12 protein-coding genes are annotated in these 14,329 nt (G+C 39.2%); 8 read left to right on the forward strand and 4 right to left on the reverse strand.

Features of this window, described 5'->3' with window-relative positions; all coding sequences use genetic code 11:
• Window positions 1-123 precede the first annotated feature (123 nt).
• Together A3GQ_RS0110210 and A3GQ_RS0110215 are read left to right on the forward strand one after the other, a co-directional pair.
• Window positions 124-813, forward strand: coding sequence for a metal-dependent hydrolase (locus A3GQ_RS0110210; RefSeq protein ID WP_028776962.1), 690 nt, complete (start codon window positions 124-126; stop codon window positions 811-813).
• A 58-nt stretch (window positions 814-871) separates the two neighbouring features.
• On the forward strand, window positions 872-1,129 hold the full coding sequence (locus A3GQ_RS0110215) for a hypothetical protein (protein ID WP_028776963.1): 258 nt from the start codon (window positions 872-874) through the stop codon (window positions 1,127-1,129).
• Between the two features lie 173 nt (window positions 1,130-1,302).
• On the opposite strand, the gene A3GQ_RS0110220 is transcribed toward A3GQ_RS0110215, so the two are convergent.
• The 3 genes from A3GQ_RS0110220 to A3GQ_RS0110235 all read right to left on the reverse strand — a co-directional run bounded on the left by A3GQ_RS0110220 (window position 1,303) and on the right by A3GQ_RS0110235 (window position 3,130).
• A complete protein-coding gene (locus tag A3GQ_RS0110220) occupies window positions 1,303-1,848 on the reverse strand; it encodes a dihydrofolate reductase family protein (RefSeq protein WP_028776964.1) in 546 nt (181 codons plus the stop codon).
• Window positions 1,849-2,555: 707 nt separating this feature from the next.
• A complete protein-coding gene (locus A3GQ_RS0110230) occupies window positions 2,556-2,843 on the reverse strand; it encodes a YtpI family protein (RefSeq protein WP_028776966.1) in 288 nt (95 codons plus the stop codon).
• Between the two features lie 77 nt (window positions 2,844-2,920).
• Window positions 2,921-3,130 carry a YtzJ family protein gene (locus A3GQ_RS0110235; protein ID WP_028776967.1) on the reverse strand — a complete coding sequence of 70 codons (210 nt, stop codon included), beginning with the start codon at window positions 3,128-3,130 and terminating at the stop codon, window positions 2,921-2,923.
• A gap of 155 nt (window positions 3,131-3,285) precedes the next feature.
• On the opposite strand from A3GQ_RS0110235, the gene A3GQ_RS24055 reads away from it, so the two are divergent.
• From A3GQ_RS24055 to A3GQ_RS0110265, 6 genes are all read left to right on the forward strand, one after another.
• Window positions 3,286-6,639, forward strand: a complete 3,354-nt coding sequence (locus A3GQ_RS24055; RefSeq protein WP_037464538.1) for a DNA polymerase III subunit alpha — start codon at window positions 3,286-3,288, stop codon at window positions 6,637-6,639.
• Window positions 6,640-6,908: 269 nt separating this feature from the next.
• Complete coding sequence (locus A3GQ_RS27695; RefSeq protein WP_169818269.1) at window positions 6,909-7,055, forward strand: hypothetical protein; 147 nt, start codon at window positions 6,909-6,911, stop codon at window positions 7,053-7,055.
• A gap of 302 nt (window positions 7,056-7,357) precedes the next feature.
• Window positions 7,358-8,599, forward strand: a complete 1,242-nt coding sequence (gene ystJ / locus A3GQ_RS0110250; RefSeq protein WP_028776968.1) for an NADP-dependent malic enzyme — start codon at window positions 7,358-7,360, stop codon at window positions 8,597-8,599.
• A gap of 37 nt (window positions 8,600-8,636) precedes the next feature.
• Window positions 8,637-9,479: an acetyl-CoA carboxylase, carboxyltransferase subunit beta gene (gene accD / locus A3GQ_RS0110255; protein WP_028776969.1), complete on the forward strand. Its 843-nt coding sequence runs from the start codon at window positions 8,637-8,639 to the stop codon at window positions 9,477-9,479.
• A 15-nt stretch (window positions 9,480-9,494) separates the two neighbouring features.
• Window positions 9,495-10,469 (forward strand): acetyl-CoA carboxylase carboxyltransferase subunit alpha, encoded by a 975-nt coding sequence (locus tag A3GQ_RS0110260; protein ID WP_028776970.1) that lies wholly within the window; start codon window positions 9,495-9,497, stop codon window positions 10,467-10,469.
• Window positions 10,470-10,958: 489 nt separating this feature from the next.
• Complete coding sequence (locus A3GQ_RS0110265; protein WP_028776971.1) at window positions 10,959-12,488, forward strand: ABC-F family ATP-binding cassette domain-containing protein; 1,530 nt, start codon at window positions 10,959-10,961, stop codon at window positions 12,486-12,488.
• A gap of 91 nt (window positions 12,489-12,579) precedes the next feature.
• On the opposite strand, the gene A3GQ_RS0110270 is transcribed toward A3GQ_RS0110265, so the two are convergent.
• Window positions 12,580-13,980: an MFS transporter gene (locus A3GQ_RS0110270; RefSeq protein WP_028776972.1), complete on the reverse strand. Its 1,401-nt coding sequence runs from the start codon at window positions 13,978-13,980 to the stop codon at window positions 12,580-12,582.
• Window positions 13,981-14,329: the final 349 nt, after the last annotated feature.

Genomic DNA, 14,329 nt, shown 5'->3' on the forward strand with positions numbered 1-14,329 from the left:
TGACGAAATCTTCCTGAAATATAGTTGATCGATCGTTTGTTCTGGTATATAATCCCTTCTAAGATAGTACCAAGACTACATTACAGATAACGGAAGTGGTCTTTTTTTATAGGAGGTTTTAAGATGGACATTACATACCACGGTCAGTCTTGTATCGAAATACATACCAATGAATGTAAGTTAATTATCGATCCATTTTTAACTGGAAATCCAACAGCAAAAATAGCTGTTGAAGATGTGAAGGCAGATTATATTTTGTTAACACATGGACATGGTGATCATTTAGGAGATACGATCCCAATTGCGAAGCGAAACAACGCAAAAGTGATCGCACCAGTGGAGCTTGCTGTGTGGCTTTCTTGGCAGGGTTTGGAGACACATGGCATGAACATCGGAGGGAGTCATACGTTTCCATTTGGGAAAGTAAAGTTTACCCTTGCTCATCACAGTGGTGCTTTTATAGATGAGGAGAAGAAAGAGATCATTTATTTAGGGAATCCTGTTGGGATTTTATTGGAGTTGGAAGGAAAAACGATCTATCACGCAGGAGATACTTCTCTATTTTCTGATATGAAGTTGATAGGTATGCAAAATGATATCGATATTGCTTTCCTACCAATAGGAGATAATTATACGATGGGCCCAGATGACGCTTTGATCGCAGCAGAATGGATCGATGCCAAACAAGTTGTCCCTATTCATTACAATACTTTTCCATTAATTGAGCAAGATGGTTCTAAGTTTATCACCAACTTACGATACAAAGGGCTCTCTGGTTTAGTTCTTCAGCCAGGAGAATCTATGAATGTATAGATGAGAGGTATGTCTATTTTCTTCCCTACTTTCATATAGTAGATGGAGGTGATGGAGAATGCAGACATTTACCCTTTTGAAAATTATCGGTGGGATCGCACTTATTGCATTGGCTGTTCCCCGATTGGATTGGAATTCAGAACTTCAAATACTATTTTCAAGCACATGGGTTTTGTTTTCCCTATTTTATGTCATTGCGAATTGGAATGCATGGAAGCAGACAGGTGAAAAAATTCAAAGTCAAAAAGAGTACAAGTGGAGACAAAATTGGATGCAACATAAGAGGAAGCAAAGAGGATTTGGAAAATCGTATTAAAGAAGAGAACAGGGATGCATGGGGTTGGGTTATCTCCTATACATCCCTGTTTGTATGGTATATACAACAACGTAATTAAATCTTTAAACAATCAGCGTTTTACTACTTTAACATGAAGGATAGCTTCTATGTTACGGAGTCTTTTTACCCCTCTATTATTTTGGAGAGACAACTTATTTTTTTTGATAGTTTAGATGTACAACACCAGATGGAAAGATATTAGATTCTATTAATGTTAATAATTGTTTCTTGACGTGGTCTGAAAAGATTTTCTTTCCTTCTCCTAAGATCACTGGATGAACAAACAGATTTAGCTCATCAATTAATTCGAGCTCTAAAAACGATTTTGCTAAGGTTGAACCACCCGAAACATAGATATTCATGCCAGGTTGCTTCTTTAATTGGTGGATCTCTTCTGTTGGACTATCCAAGGCAAGACGAGAGTTTTGCCATTCTACTTTATCCAACGTTTTGGAAAAAACAACTTTATTTAAACTGTTCATCATATTTGCGAGATCATTGGTTTGTGTGGAAAAAGCTGCTTCTTGCTCCAAATACGTATTCCGTCCAAGTATCATGGTATCTGCTTGACTGGAAGCCTTCGTGACAACAGCCATTTGCTCTGGTGTTACATTTGAAAACACCCAATCGAGTTCTCCATTTGGTCCAGCTACGAATCCATCCAGTGAAACGTTCATTCCTAAAGTTACTTTTCTCATTTTAATTTCTCCTTTATTGTGTTTTCCTATCACTTCTGTTCATGAGGCTAAAAATTTGTATTGGTAATCCATCACTCTACACGATAAAACGCAACCTCTTTCTCTTCCTTTCCATTATGGAAACATAATTTTTCCATTATTATGGATTGGTTCGAATATTATTTCGTGTGGTAAAAATTTTGAATGGAAAGGACAGAATTCACATTTACTAACGCAAAAATCAAGTTTTTCGCTCCTTTACTAATACAACGAATCACTATCAAAAGAATCGACACAGGTGAAGAAAAAATTTTTCGAAAAGAACCTAAACCCCAAAAAAAGATAGGTTTCCGTAGGATCTTCATACTTCATACTCTTCGTGAAGGATCTAATAATACTCTAATAGGTATCCCGACAAAAAAACCAAATTTATCACATTTAAGGTTCAAAAATAAAACAAGGCCCGAAAATCAATCACTGTTAAGGATTGACTTCAGGTCTTGTTTTATTAAGGTAAAACAATGATCCAGAATCGATTGCGAATGGGATATCTTTACATTGCTAAAAGTAAGAAACTCACTCGAAATACGAAAATGTATGGATAAAGCGATAAGAAGGACACATTGTTGAGTTCTTTTTTCTTGTTGCCTTCATAATGAATTAATTTTGATCTTTACAAGCATCTTAAATCGTTCATTATGCAACTAGTTTTAAGTTGATTGAACTGTTTATTTTTTTGTTGGTTGCTCTGCAAATCGTTTGATCTTGATAGAGTAGTATACATTTACAATACCGATTAGTAAGATAAGAGTAGCGAAAATTTTTCCAAGTATAGGAAGCTTAAAGGTTAATAAATGAATGGATAGTGCAAGAAACAAAATTCCCATACTCAGGTTCATGTAGCTTCTAGAAATAAGAGCATTTGCTCCCTTTCTTCGGTAAATAATGCTAAAATAGACAGTACAACATAATGACAGGATCATGATGACGATGAGTATTAAAGTAAGGGTTACCATCTGTTCCTCCTATTAAAAGGCGTGAAGAAACGCCGCCATGATCGTTTCATGGGGCGCTGACTGTCTTCACAAGTGTATTAATTTTCGTCTGATTTGGTATCTTCCAGACGCTCTTCGGGGATAAACCAACATCCAATTGGCGTACGGTCAATGAGTACTTTTTTACCCAAGTTGGAGAGTTCTTTTTCGATATAGCTCGCTACTTCTTCAGTTTCGGTGTATACGGAATATCCGTTTTTTAGTTTTTCCAACTTTTCCCTCGCTAGAGCCTTACGACTAATAATCATAAATTTGGTTCCCCCTTTTCCAAGTTTTATATACTAATATCATACCCGAAATGAAGGGATTATGAAACCGACCAGATGTAACAAATACGGCTATCTTTTAAAATTTAACGGATTTATTCACAATTAATCTTTGTCAGAGAGGAGTTTTCAGCAAAATGAATAGAAATTCATTTGTTCATTTACATGTACATACCGAATACAGTTTGCTTGATGGAGCCTCTCGTTTAGAAGAAGTGATAAAAAAAACAAAGGAAATGGGAATGGATAGCCTTGCGATAACAGATCATGGTGCTATGTATGGAGTGGTACCTTTTTATCAATTGTGTAAAAAAAATGGGATAAAACCGATTATCGGATGTGAGATGTATATCACTTCAGGTCACTATCAAGACCGACCTGCACGAAAAGAGGCGAAAATTAACCATCTTTTGTTAATAGCAGAAACAAATGAAGGATATCAAAATTTACTTAAGTTGGTAACTGAGGCGCATTTAAGAGGCTATCACTATCGTCCTCGGATCGATAGACAACTCTTAAAAGAACATGCTCGAGGTTTAATAGCGACTAGCTCTTGTTTGGCAGGTGAAATTCCACGGGCGATTGTGCAAGATGATTTAGCTTTGGCTAGGAAGTTGCTCCATGAGTATCTCGAAATTTTCGGCAAAGATCATTTCTTTTTAGAATTACAGAATCATCAGCTATGGGAACAACAAAAGGTGAATGAGGTATTAATCAATTGGGCCGATGAGTATGGCCTCTCTTTAATTGCTACAAATGATGTCCACTATACCAATCCTGAAGATACTTATACCCATGATTGTTTGCTATGTATTGGTACAGGAAGCAAGTTGTCCGATGAAGATCGTTTTCGATTTGACACAGATCAAGTGTATTTAAAATCTCCTGAACAAATGAAAGCTCTTTTCTCCCACGTTCCAGAGGCTGTTTCAAATACAGTACTTCTAGCTGATCGATGCAATGTTCATCTTGCTCTAGGAGAATTACTGTTACCATCTTTTCCTTTACCTGTATCCGTTTCGGCAAAAGAATATCTCACATCTTTGTGCCAAAAAGGTTTGGAAAAAAGATATGAATCGCCTGATGAGACCGTCAAACAAAGGTTGGAGTATGAGCTCAAAATCATTAATCAGATGGGCTTTCATGATTATTTTCTAATCGTTTGGGATTTGGTGCGGTTTGCTTCGAAAAATGGGATAGCAGTAGGGCCCGGAAGAGGATCTGCGGCAGGGAGTTTAGTCGCATACCTACTTGGAATTACGCAAGTAGACCCGATACGTTATGGTTTGTTATTTGAGCGATTTTTAAATCCGGAGCGTATTAATATGCCCGATATTGATATTGATTTCGATTATGAACGTCGTGATGAAGTGATTGAATATGCGAAAAATCGTTTCGGAGATGATCGAGTTGCTCAAATCATTACTTTTGGAACAATGGCTCCACGCGCAGCGGTACGCGATGTAGGTAGGGTGATGGGTGTTCCTTATGCTCAAGTGGACAAGCTTTCTAAGTTTATCCCACATACACCAGGGATTACATTAAAGAAAGCATTGGAACGAGAACCAGCGATTCAAGAAGAAATGGAGCAAAATCCAACAGTGGAAAAGTTGTTTCAAACTGTAGCTAAAATAGAAGGAATTCCTCGGCATCCTTCCACACATGCTGCGGGAATTGTAATTGCTCCAACTCCATTAACCGATTATGTCCCCCTGCAAGAGGGGAGCGGTGTTTCTGTCATTACTCAATATCCAATGGAATCGCTTGAAGCGATTGGTCTTTTAAAGATGGACCTTCTTGGATTACGTTATTTAACGGTGATAGAAAGGGCAAAGCAGTTCATTCATGATCAAACGGGAGAAACCTTTGTTTTTGCAAAGGAGATGGAAGACAGAGCTACATATGATCTTCTTACAAGTGGGGAAACAAATGGCGTTTTTCAATTGGAGTCCGCTGGAATACGAAAGGTGTTAACTCAACTAAAACCTTCTTGTTTTGAAGATATCATTGCGGTTGTTGCTCTCTATCGTCCAGGACCAATGGAACAAATCCCGCGTTTTATCCGTGCAAAGTATGGTCATGAAGAGATTCATATGCCACATCCGATACTGACAGAAATTTTACAAGATACTTACGGGGTTATCGTGTATCAAGAGCAAATTATGCAAATCGCTTCCACTTTAGCTGGGTTCACTCTAGGAGAAGCTGATATTCTTCGTCGAGCAGTTAGCAAAAAAAATAAATCTTTATTACAGCAACAACGCATTGAGTTTGTTCGTGGTTGCGAAAAACAAGGTTATACATCTGATTTAGGGAACAAAGTATATGATTTAATCGTTCGTTTCGCTGACTATGGGTTTAATCGCAGTCATTCCGTTGCATATGCTGTTTTGGCATATCAAACGGCATTCTTAAAAGCGAATTATCCCATTGCTTTTCTGACTGCCCTTCTTACTACTACAATGGGCAATCAAACCAAGATGGTTGAGTACCTAGAAGAGATCAAAAAGATAGGTATCACTGTTTTTCCTCCAAGTATTGAGACGAGTGAGGAGAGCTTTACTATTTCTGACAAAGGCATTTTTTTCGGCTTAGGTGCAATTAAAAACGTAGGTACATTGGCGATTCGTTCTATTATACAAGCAAGAGAGTCGGGGCCATTTCAAGATCTTTTTGATTTATGTAGCAGAATAAACTTGCGGTTGTGCAATAGCCGTGTACTAGAATCTCTTATTCAAGTAGGTGCGATGGATAGTCTGCCAGGGAATCGAAAACAGAAGTTAGCTATATTGGATGATGCGATTCAAGCAAATCGTGTATCAGGAGATCAACTGCCTTTGTTTCAAGAGTTTCCTCATGAGATTCATTACCCTGATCTGGCACCTTATTCTGCCATGGAGAAACTAGAATTGGAAAAAGATTTGATCGGTTTTTATTTATCTGGTCATCCGCTGGATTCTTACCCTTCGGGATCACACATGATGATAGAAGTGAATCAATTATCAGAACGAACCAGAGTGGAACTAGCGGTACTGATTACTCGTGTCAAAGTTGTTCAAACCAAAAAAGGGGATGCAATGGCTTTTGTGGAAGTAGCAGACAAAACTGGTTCGATGGAACTGGTAGTGTTCCCAGATGTTTATCAACAGAAACGGACACTTCTTAGAGAAAATCAAATCGTAGGAATAACAGCCAGTCTCCAAAGTACAAACAGTGAATCGAAGTTGATTGCAAACGATGTTTTTTCAATTGAAGATGTGAAGGATAAAGGCAAGATATACCTTCGGATTACAGAACAAGCAGAACAAAAAGTAAAAAACATAAAGAAAACATTAGAAATTCATCCTGGTTCTCTTGTTGTTTTGTTATATTATGAACGAACAAAAACGACATGGGAGCTTCCAGTTGAGGAACTAGGGATATTTCCGACAGATGCTTGTATCCAAGAGCTAATATCGAAAGTGGGGAAAAATAACATTAAGATTGTGTGATTTAAAGGGTTGGATGTTTTTCTTAATTGTAAATATTATGATACAATATAAGTATATATATGCATGCCCATTTTACCCTTTGAGGGGTTGGTGAGCTTCTATGTTGGCAACTCTAATCATTTCTCTATTTATCTTGGTTCTTCTGATTAGCACTTCTGCGATTTGTATTAGTAAAATATGTACAGTCAAAAAAAGAAGAAGGGGACCGTACAACAAACGTCGTCATTCTTCTTGGTATAATTCATGCAGTAGCAGTGGATCTTCGTGTAGTGGCAGTTCATGTAGCAGCAGCTCTTGCAGCAGCAGTTCATGTAGCAGCAGTTCAAGTTCATGTAGTAGCAGCTCATGTAGCAGCAGTTCAAGTTCGTGTGGTTCGTCATCCTGATGGATGCCGAACCAAATCTTTTTCAGAATAAACCAAATATATTTAGGGAACTCTTTTTGTTATTTCATGTATTTGGAAACTATGCGCTTATATACATAAAAGCAGTACAATTAACGGTTGTGCAAGGATTTCTAAATGATAAGAAACACGGCAGTTTTCTTTGGCTATATTCCATTTTGTTTTAATGTTTGGTATTATGAGTCGAAGTTTGCCCACTCAGTGGACAAGTCGTGCTAAGTTGCTGAAGCATCTAGTCACGCTTTGCCCACTCGGAGGACAAGTCGTGCTAAGCAGCTAAAGCATCTAGTCACGCTTTGAAAGGAGCGAAATTTGTTGACAAGTATTCGAGAACAATCACTGCGTTTACACAAAGAAAAACAAGGAAAGCTAGAGGTTCTATCTAAAGTTCCAGTACAAAATAAACATGATTTGAGTCTTGCTTATTCCCCTGGTGTTGCAGAACCATGCAAAGAAATTCATCAAACGAAAGAAAAAGTATATGACTATACCATGAAAGGGAACCTAGTAGGAGTAGTCTCAGATGGTACAGCAGTTTTGGGATTAGGAAACATTGGGCCGCATGCTGCGATGCCTGTTATGGAAGGTAAAGCTGTGCTATTCAAGGCATTTGCTGGTGTGGATGCTTTTCCCATTTGTATTGATACTACAGATGTAGATAAAATTGTAGAGACGGTTAAGATCTTAGAACCAACATTTGGTGGGATTAATCTAGAGGATATAGCTGCTCCAGCTTGCTTTGAAATAGAAGAACGTTTAAAAGCAGAACTTTCTATTCCTGTATTTCATGATGATCAACATGGTACAGCAATTGTGACCGTGGCAGGTTTAATTAATGCTTTAAAAGTTGTAAATAAAGATATGAGTGAAATTCGTGTCGTGATCAATGGCGCAGGTGCGGCAGGCATTTCTATCGTTAAGCTTCTGATTCATATAGGCGTCCGAGACGTCATCCTATGTGATAGCAAAGGATCGATTTATGAAGGACGTACTTATGGTATGAACCCAGTCAAAGATGAAGTTGCAAAAATTACCAATAGAAGCCTTGTTCAAGGGGAATTAGAGACAGCAATTGCTAATTCTGATGTATTTATTGGTGTATCTGTAGCAGGTGCTGTTACTCCAAGTATGGTAAAATCAATGAATCGTGATCCGATTATATTTGCAATGGCAAATCCTGATCCGGAAATCTTGCCAGATGAAGCTATCGCGGCGGGTGCAAAAGTAGTGGGTACAGGACGATCTGATTTTCCAAACCAAGTAAATAACGTGCTTGCATTTCCTGGTATATTCCGAGGAGCTCTTGATGTTCGTGCTTCTCAGATTAATGAAGAAATGAAGGTAGCAGCAGCGTTTGCTATTGCTAATCTAATCGCTGATTACGAGCTTCGTGCTGATTATGTGATCCCGGCTCCATTTGATACAAGAGTGGCTCCGCAAGTTGCTCGAGATGTTGCCGCTGCAGCAATCCAAACTGGTGTTGCACTTGTTCAAGCTAATCCAGATGATATCATGGAAAAAACGATACAATTGACGAATGCTGCAATTCAAAGCTGAGGAAATGTTTTAGGTAGTAAAAAAGAGGTGAATTTGATTGCTTAAGGATTTATTCCGTAAACAACGAAAGTACGCAACTATTCCTTCGGAACAAGCCAAAAAAGAAGTTCCAGAAGGCATTATGGAAAAATGCCCTAAGTGTGGAACGATTTGTATTGCCAAGGAGTTGGAGAAGAATCTGAAAGTATGTAAATCTTGTGGCTATCATTTTTCCCTTAGTGCTCCTGAAAGAATTGCTACTCTTGTCGACGAGGGGCGTTTTTTCCCATTTGATGAAGATTTGCGTTCTGTAGATCCATTGGAATTCCCGGGTTATGTGAAAAAGATTGAACAAGATATCAAAAAAACCAATATGAATGAAGCTATTATGACTGGTGAAGGTACAATTAGTGGATTTCCGGTCATTCTAGGTGTGATGGATTCCAGATTTCGTATGGGGAGTATGGGTTCTGTAGTAGGAGAGAAAATTACTAGAGCCGCAGAACAAGCTGCAAAGAAAAAATATCCTTTTATTCTTTTTTCCGCTTCTGGTGGTGCCAGAATGCAAGAAGGTGCTCTGTCTTTGATGCAAATGGCTAAAACTACAGCAGCATTGGAAAGAATGAACAGAGAAAAGGTATTATTTGTTTCGATTTTAACTAACCCAACAACAGGTGGAGTTTCTGCTAGCTTTTCTTCATTAGGTGATATAAATATTGGTGAACCAGGTGCGTTGATAGGTTTTGCAGGTAGACGTGTAATTGAGCAAACCGTTCGTCAAAAATTGCCTGATGATTTCCAAACTGCTGAGTTTCTTTTAAAAAGAGGACAATTGGATCAAGTTGTCCCTCGTTTAGAACTTCGAGATACTCTCATTAAAATTTTAGCATTTCATGCTTAGGGAGGGGAGTAGAATTTGAGTAATCCACTGTCCTTTGAGAAGCCGATCGTAGAACTGCGCAATAAAATCGAAGAGCTACGAGCTTTTACTAGTGAAAAATCAATCGATCTCAGTGAGGAAATTGAAACATTAGAAAAGAAGGCAGCAAGACTCGAGAAGGAAATTTATGGCAATTTAACAACGTGGCAGAAAGTCCAAATTGCTAGGCATGCTAGTCGTCCAACAACTTTGCACTATATTCATACCATTTTTACTGATTTCTTAGAGCTTCATGGAGATCGATTATATGGAGACGATTCGGCTATAGTCGGAGGAATTGCTAAGCTAAATGGAATACCTGTTACCGTAATTGGACACGAGAGAGGGACAGATACAAAAGACAAGATTAGTCGTAATTTTGGTCTCCCTCATCCAGAAGGCTATCGCAAAGCACTTCGTCTTATGGAACAGGCGAATAAATTTGGTCGACCAATTATAACGTTTATTGATACACAAGGTGCACATCCAGGAATGGAAGCAGAAGAACGAGGCCAAAGTGAAGCTATTGCTAGAAACCTACGAGAGATGGCTGGTTTTACTGTACCTATCATATGTATTGTGACAGGAGAAGGCGGAAGTGGTGGAGCTCTTGGTATAGGTGTTGGAAACAAATTGCTGATGCTTGAGCATGCATACTACTCCGTTATCTCGCCTGAAGGTGCAGCTACTATTCTTTGGCGTGATTCTTCAAAGGCACAAGAAGCATCAGAGGCATTAAAGATAACTTCTAAACATTTATTCCAATTAGGGATAATAGATGAGATAATCGCTGAACCAAAGGGCGGGGCCCATCGAGATCCAGCAGAACAAACCATTTTGATCAAAGAAGCGTTGGTCAAATATTTAGAACCACTGCTAGAAATGAATGAAGAACAATTGTTAGAGGATCGCTATCAGAAATTTGCTCGTATTGGCGAATTTTCTTCTGGCGTATTAGAAGGCAAGGTTTAAACTGTAGACAATAATGTCTACGGTTTTTTATTGTCTGTGCATGTCGTTTCTAGGTATAAATAAGATAATGGAAATATACACCTTCTAACAATAAGTAATTTTAATTTGCACCTCTATCCATACATATATTAAAATCGGTTAGGTAAGGGATGGTGTAAGAAATGCTTTATATCAAATATGGAAAACTAACAAGAAAACGCTGCTCCGTGCAAATGTATATGATGAAGCGTTGTACGGAGCCTAATCAGGGAACATCTTTGTTCCCCTATTCATCGGCTAAATAAATTCAAAAAAAGGATAGTATAACTATCTTATTTGAATATGTCATTTTTAGCTGATGAAGGATAGATAAAGGAACCGAAGGCGATGCTTTGTCTTTGGTTCTTTGTATTTGGAGCTATAGGTTAAAAGGAAGCCCCAAAGCAGAGGACTGGTGTTTATCTACCATGTCTCTGTTTTTTATTTTAGTAGAAAGAAGATGAAACAATCATGAGTTTACTTCAAGTAGAAAATCTCTCACATACGTTTCCAGATAAAAAATTGTATGAAAATGCTTCTTTTGACTTATACAAAGGAGAACATATGGGGGTAGTAGGACAAAATGGAGCAGGCAAAAGTACGTTAATCAAAATATTAACTGGAGAAGTAATACCAGACAAAGGCGTGATCCATTGGCAGCCAAATTTGAATATCGGTCACTTGGATCAGCACGCAAAAGTGAATGGGCATTACAGTATTTATGACTATTTATGTACCGCGTTTGCATCTTTGTTTGAGATGGAAGCAAAAATGACTCAGCTATATGAAGAAAGTGCTGTATCAGGGGATAACAATCAATTGATGCAAGCAGTAGCTTACCAAGAGCAGCTGGAAGCCAATGATTTTTATTTAATTGATAGCAAAATCCAAAAGATTGCTTCTGGTTTAGGGATCGATGCAATCGGATTGGATCGTATTATTCAGGAACTAAGCGGCGGACAACGGGCTAAAGTGATTTTAGCAAAACTATTATTAGAACAACCAAATGTTTTATTGCTAGATGAACCTACTAATTTTTTAGATAAAGAACACGTAGAATGGCTTGCCGAGTTTTTGCTCTCCTTTAAAGGTGCGTTTATTGTAGTTTCTCATGATGATGCGTTTTTGGAGAAAATCTCATCTTGTATCTGCAATATCGAGTTAGGGACAGTTAAAAAATACCATGGAACCTACTCGGATTTTGTTCGGCAAAAGGAACACTTACAAGAAGATTATATTCGTCAATATCGGACGCAGCAAAGACAGATCGAAAAGACAGAAGAGTATATTCGTAAAAACATTGCTGGTGTCAATTCAAAAATAGCAAAAGGTCGTAGAAAACAACTGGATCGAGTAGAGAGAATGGCACCTCCTACTTTTACGCAAAAACCAACCATTCATTTTCAGGAATTATCCCTACAAGCTCAGACCGTACTTACTGTGAATGGTCTAGAAGTGGGGTATGATGTTTCTTTGCTACCAAAATTAAATTTCTCGGTTGCAGGAGGAGAAAAACTTGTTATTACTGGATTTAATGGGATTGGGAAATCTACTTTACTCAAAACCTTAGTAGGTGTGATACCAAAAATTGCTGGGTCTTTTCGCTTTTCTGAACAAATCAAGATGGGCTATTATGAACAAGACGCAAAATGGGAAAATGGAAGCCAGACGCCTATACAGATTATTTCGGATGCTTATCCGAGAATGAACAAAAGGGAAATCTTTGGTCATTTAGCCCAATGTGGTGTAAAAGATAAACATGTCACCCAAGAAATCCAATCATTGAGTGGTGGAGAACAAGCAAAAGTGAGATTGTGTCGTTTGGTGCTTTCGCCTTGTAATTTTTTAATTTTAGACGAACCGACCAACCATTTAGATGCAGATGCAAAAGAAGCTTTGCAACAGGCATTAGTAGCGTTTGAAGGAAGTGTGATTCTCGTTTCTCACGAAGCGAGTTTCTACCGAGATTTGGCAGATCGTATTTTTAATATCGAAATATGAGATAGGATATGTTTTCACCCCTCAGCATCTCTGTTGAGGGGTGATTTTTAGATGAAGGACGCTGTTACACTCCTCCGTCCTTGTATGTCATTCAAGAAGGAAGTTGAGGTCGTCGATTGTGTTTCTGTCGTACGTGCGTCCTGATCATTACCAGGAGGCCGATCATCGTGATCACTCCAAACAGGAGTACAGTCGTTTCGATGTTGCCAACCCAGCTAGACAGCAGAGCGCTAATGGCTGTGGAAAGTGAAATCGCAGCGTAGAGAATTCCGATACCTGAGGTTGTCAGATCAGATCCAGCGATTTCTCTCATTTGAAGATCGAATGTAGTGATGAGCAGTGCAATCCCCACACCTTGGATGGCAAAAGCGAGCCATACCGTGAATGTGTTCGGGAAAAGATAGATTGCAATCCATCGTGCTCCAATCAGCAGAACCACGCCAAAAACGATGAGCTGCTGGGTGTGTTCCGGCCATCGATCAAGCCACTTGTCCCTGTGCTGGAGAGCGATTAGAGAGATCCATTGGATCGCATACCCAATCAGTGTGGCCATTCCAATCCCTGTCTGAATGTCATGAGTCTTATCGTTGAGAACGGACTCGTAGAGCAAACCAAACATGGAAATGAAAACCTGAAGTGGTCCTGTCACGAGAAACACTGCCACCCAAAATCCGATGAATTTGCGATGGAAAAATTGCTTCTTCACATTCGCTAGACTCATGCGGATCAGCTTGATTTTCGAGATGGACTTCTGCTGGGTAGATCGTGCCGATGACTCCTGCTCGCTGACACTAGGGAACCACATCAACAACATCACACATCCCAGAAGAATGATGGTGAATGCATAGAAGATGATGATAAGCCCTGTATAACGACTGATAAGTGCGATGGACAATGCTCCAAGACCGTACCCGAGTGGACCAAAGGACTGAATCTTGGCATAGTCCGCTTTGGACTTCGCCAAATTTGCCGTCAGTCCTGTCGTGATCGGATTGACAGATGCGCCGAAAAAGTACATCAGCCAAAACAATTCTTCCATGGGAGAGATGGACTGCATCATCACACATGCACTCATGCCGAACATCGCCAGTGTCAGCACTTGCTTGTGCTTCTTCAAAGCATCAGCGAGCAATGCCCATGCGGGGCCAATCAAGATGCCGCACAGATGACTGACGATGATCAGAGAGAGGATATCTGACCATTTCCAACCCTTGTCCAGTAGATGGGATGCGATCATGGAGTCATACACACCATGACCGAGATACGTCAGAAAGCGGAATCGTCCAACTGCTTCTGCTTGTTTCATCGGTCCAAGCAACCACCTGTAGGACGCAAACTCCTTTTTCTTTTCTTTTTTTGGTTTTTCGTGAAGTTGCATCCCGACTGAGATGGTGTGAATACCTTGATCAAAATGGATCAGCAAACGGAATTGATGGATGGTTTTGTTTTTCCGAATGGACAGGAACAACCACCACAACAGAATGATTCCCATTCCTACTCCTGATGTAGAGCCGAACGACTGTGGATATTATATCACGTAATTGATATTGATTATCATTTTTATTTGGTTTTTATTACAGATTTTTGCCGACTGAAAGCCCACGGTTTGAATCGTGGGATGAAAGACGGCGTTGCTCCAAACCCCAAAAAAGGGGTTGCAAGAGCAACGAATATTTTGTATATTAGAACACATGATCGGTGATCATCCTACAGCTAGTAGGTTTGTTCTTTGAAAATGTAATGGTATAGGGTTTCGGTAGCAAATGGATCGGTCTCCTACCGAGTAAAACCATTAGAGGCAGGAAGAGGACTAGAACGCTGGTAACAGGCGTTCCGCCCAT

The sequence above is a fragment of the Shimazuella kribbensis DSM 45090 genome, from assembly GCF_000428065.1.
Taxonomy (GTDB): Bacteria; Bacillota; Bacilli; order Thermoactinomycetales; family Thermoactinomycetaceae; genus Shimazuella; species Shimazuella kribbensis.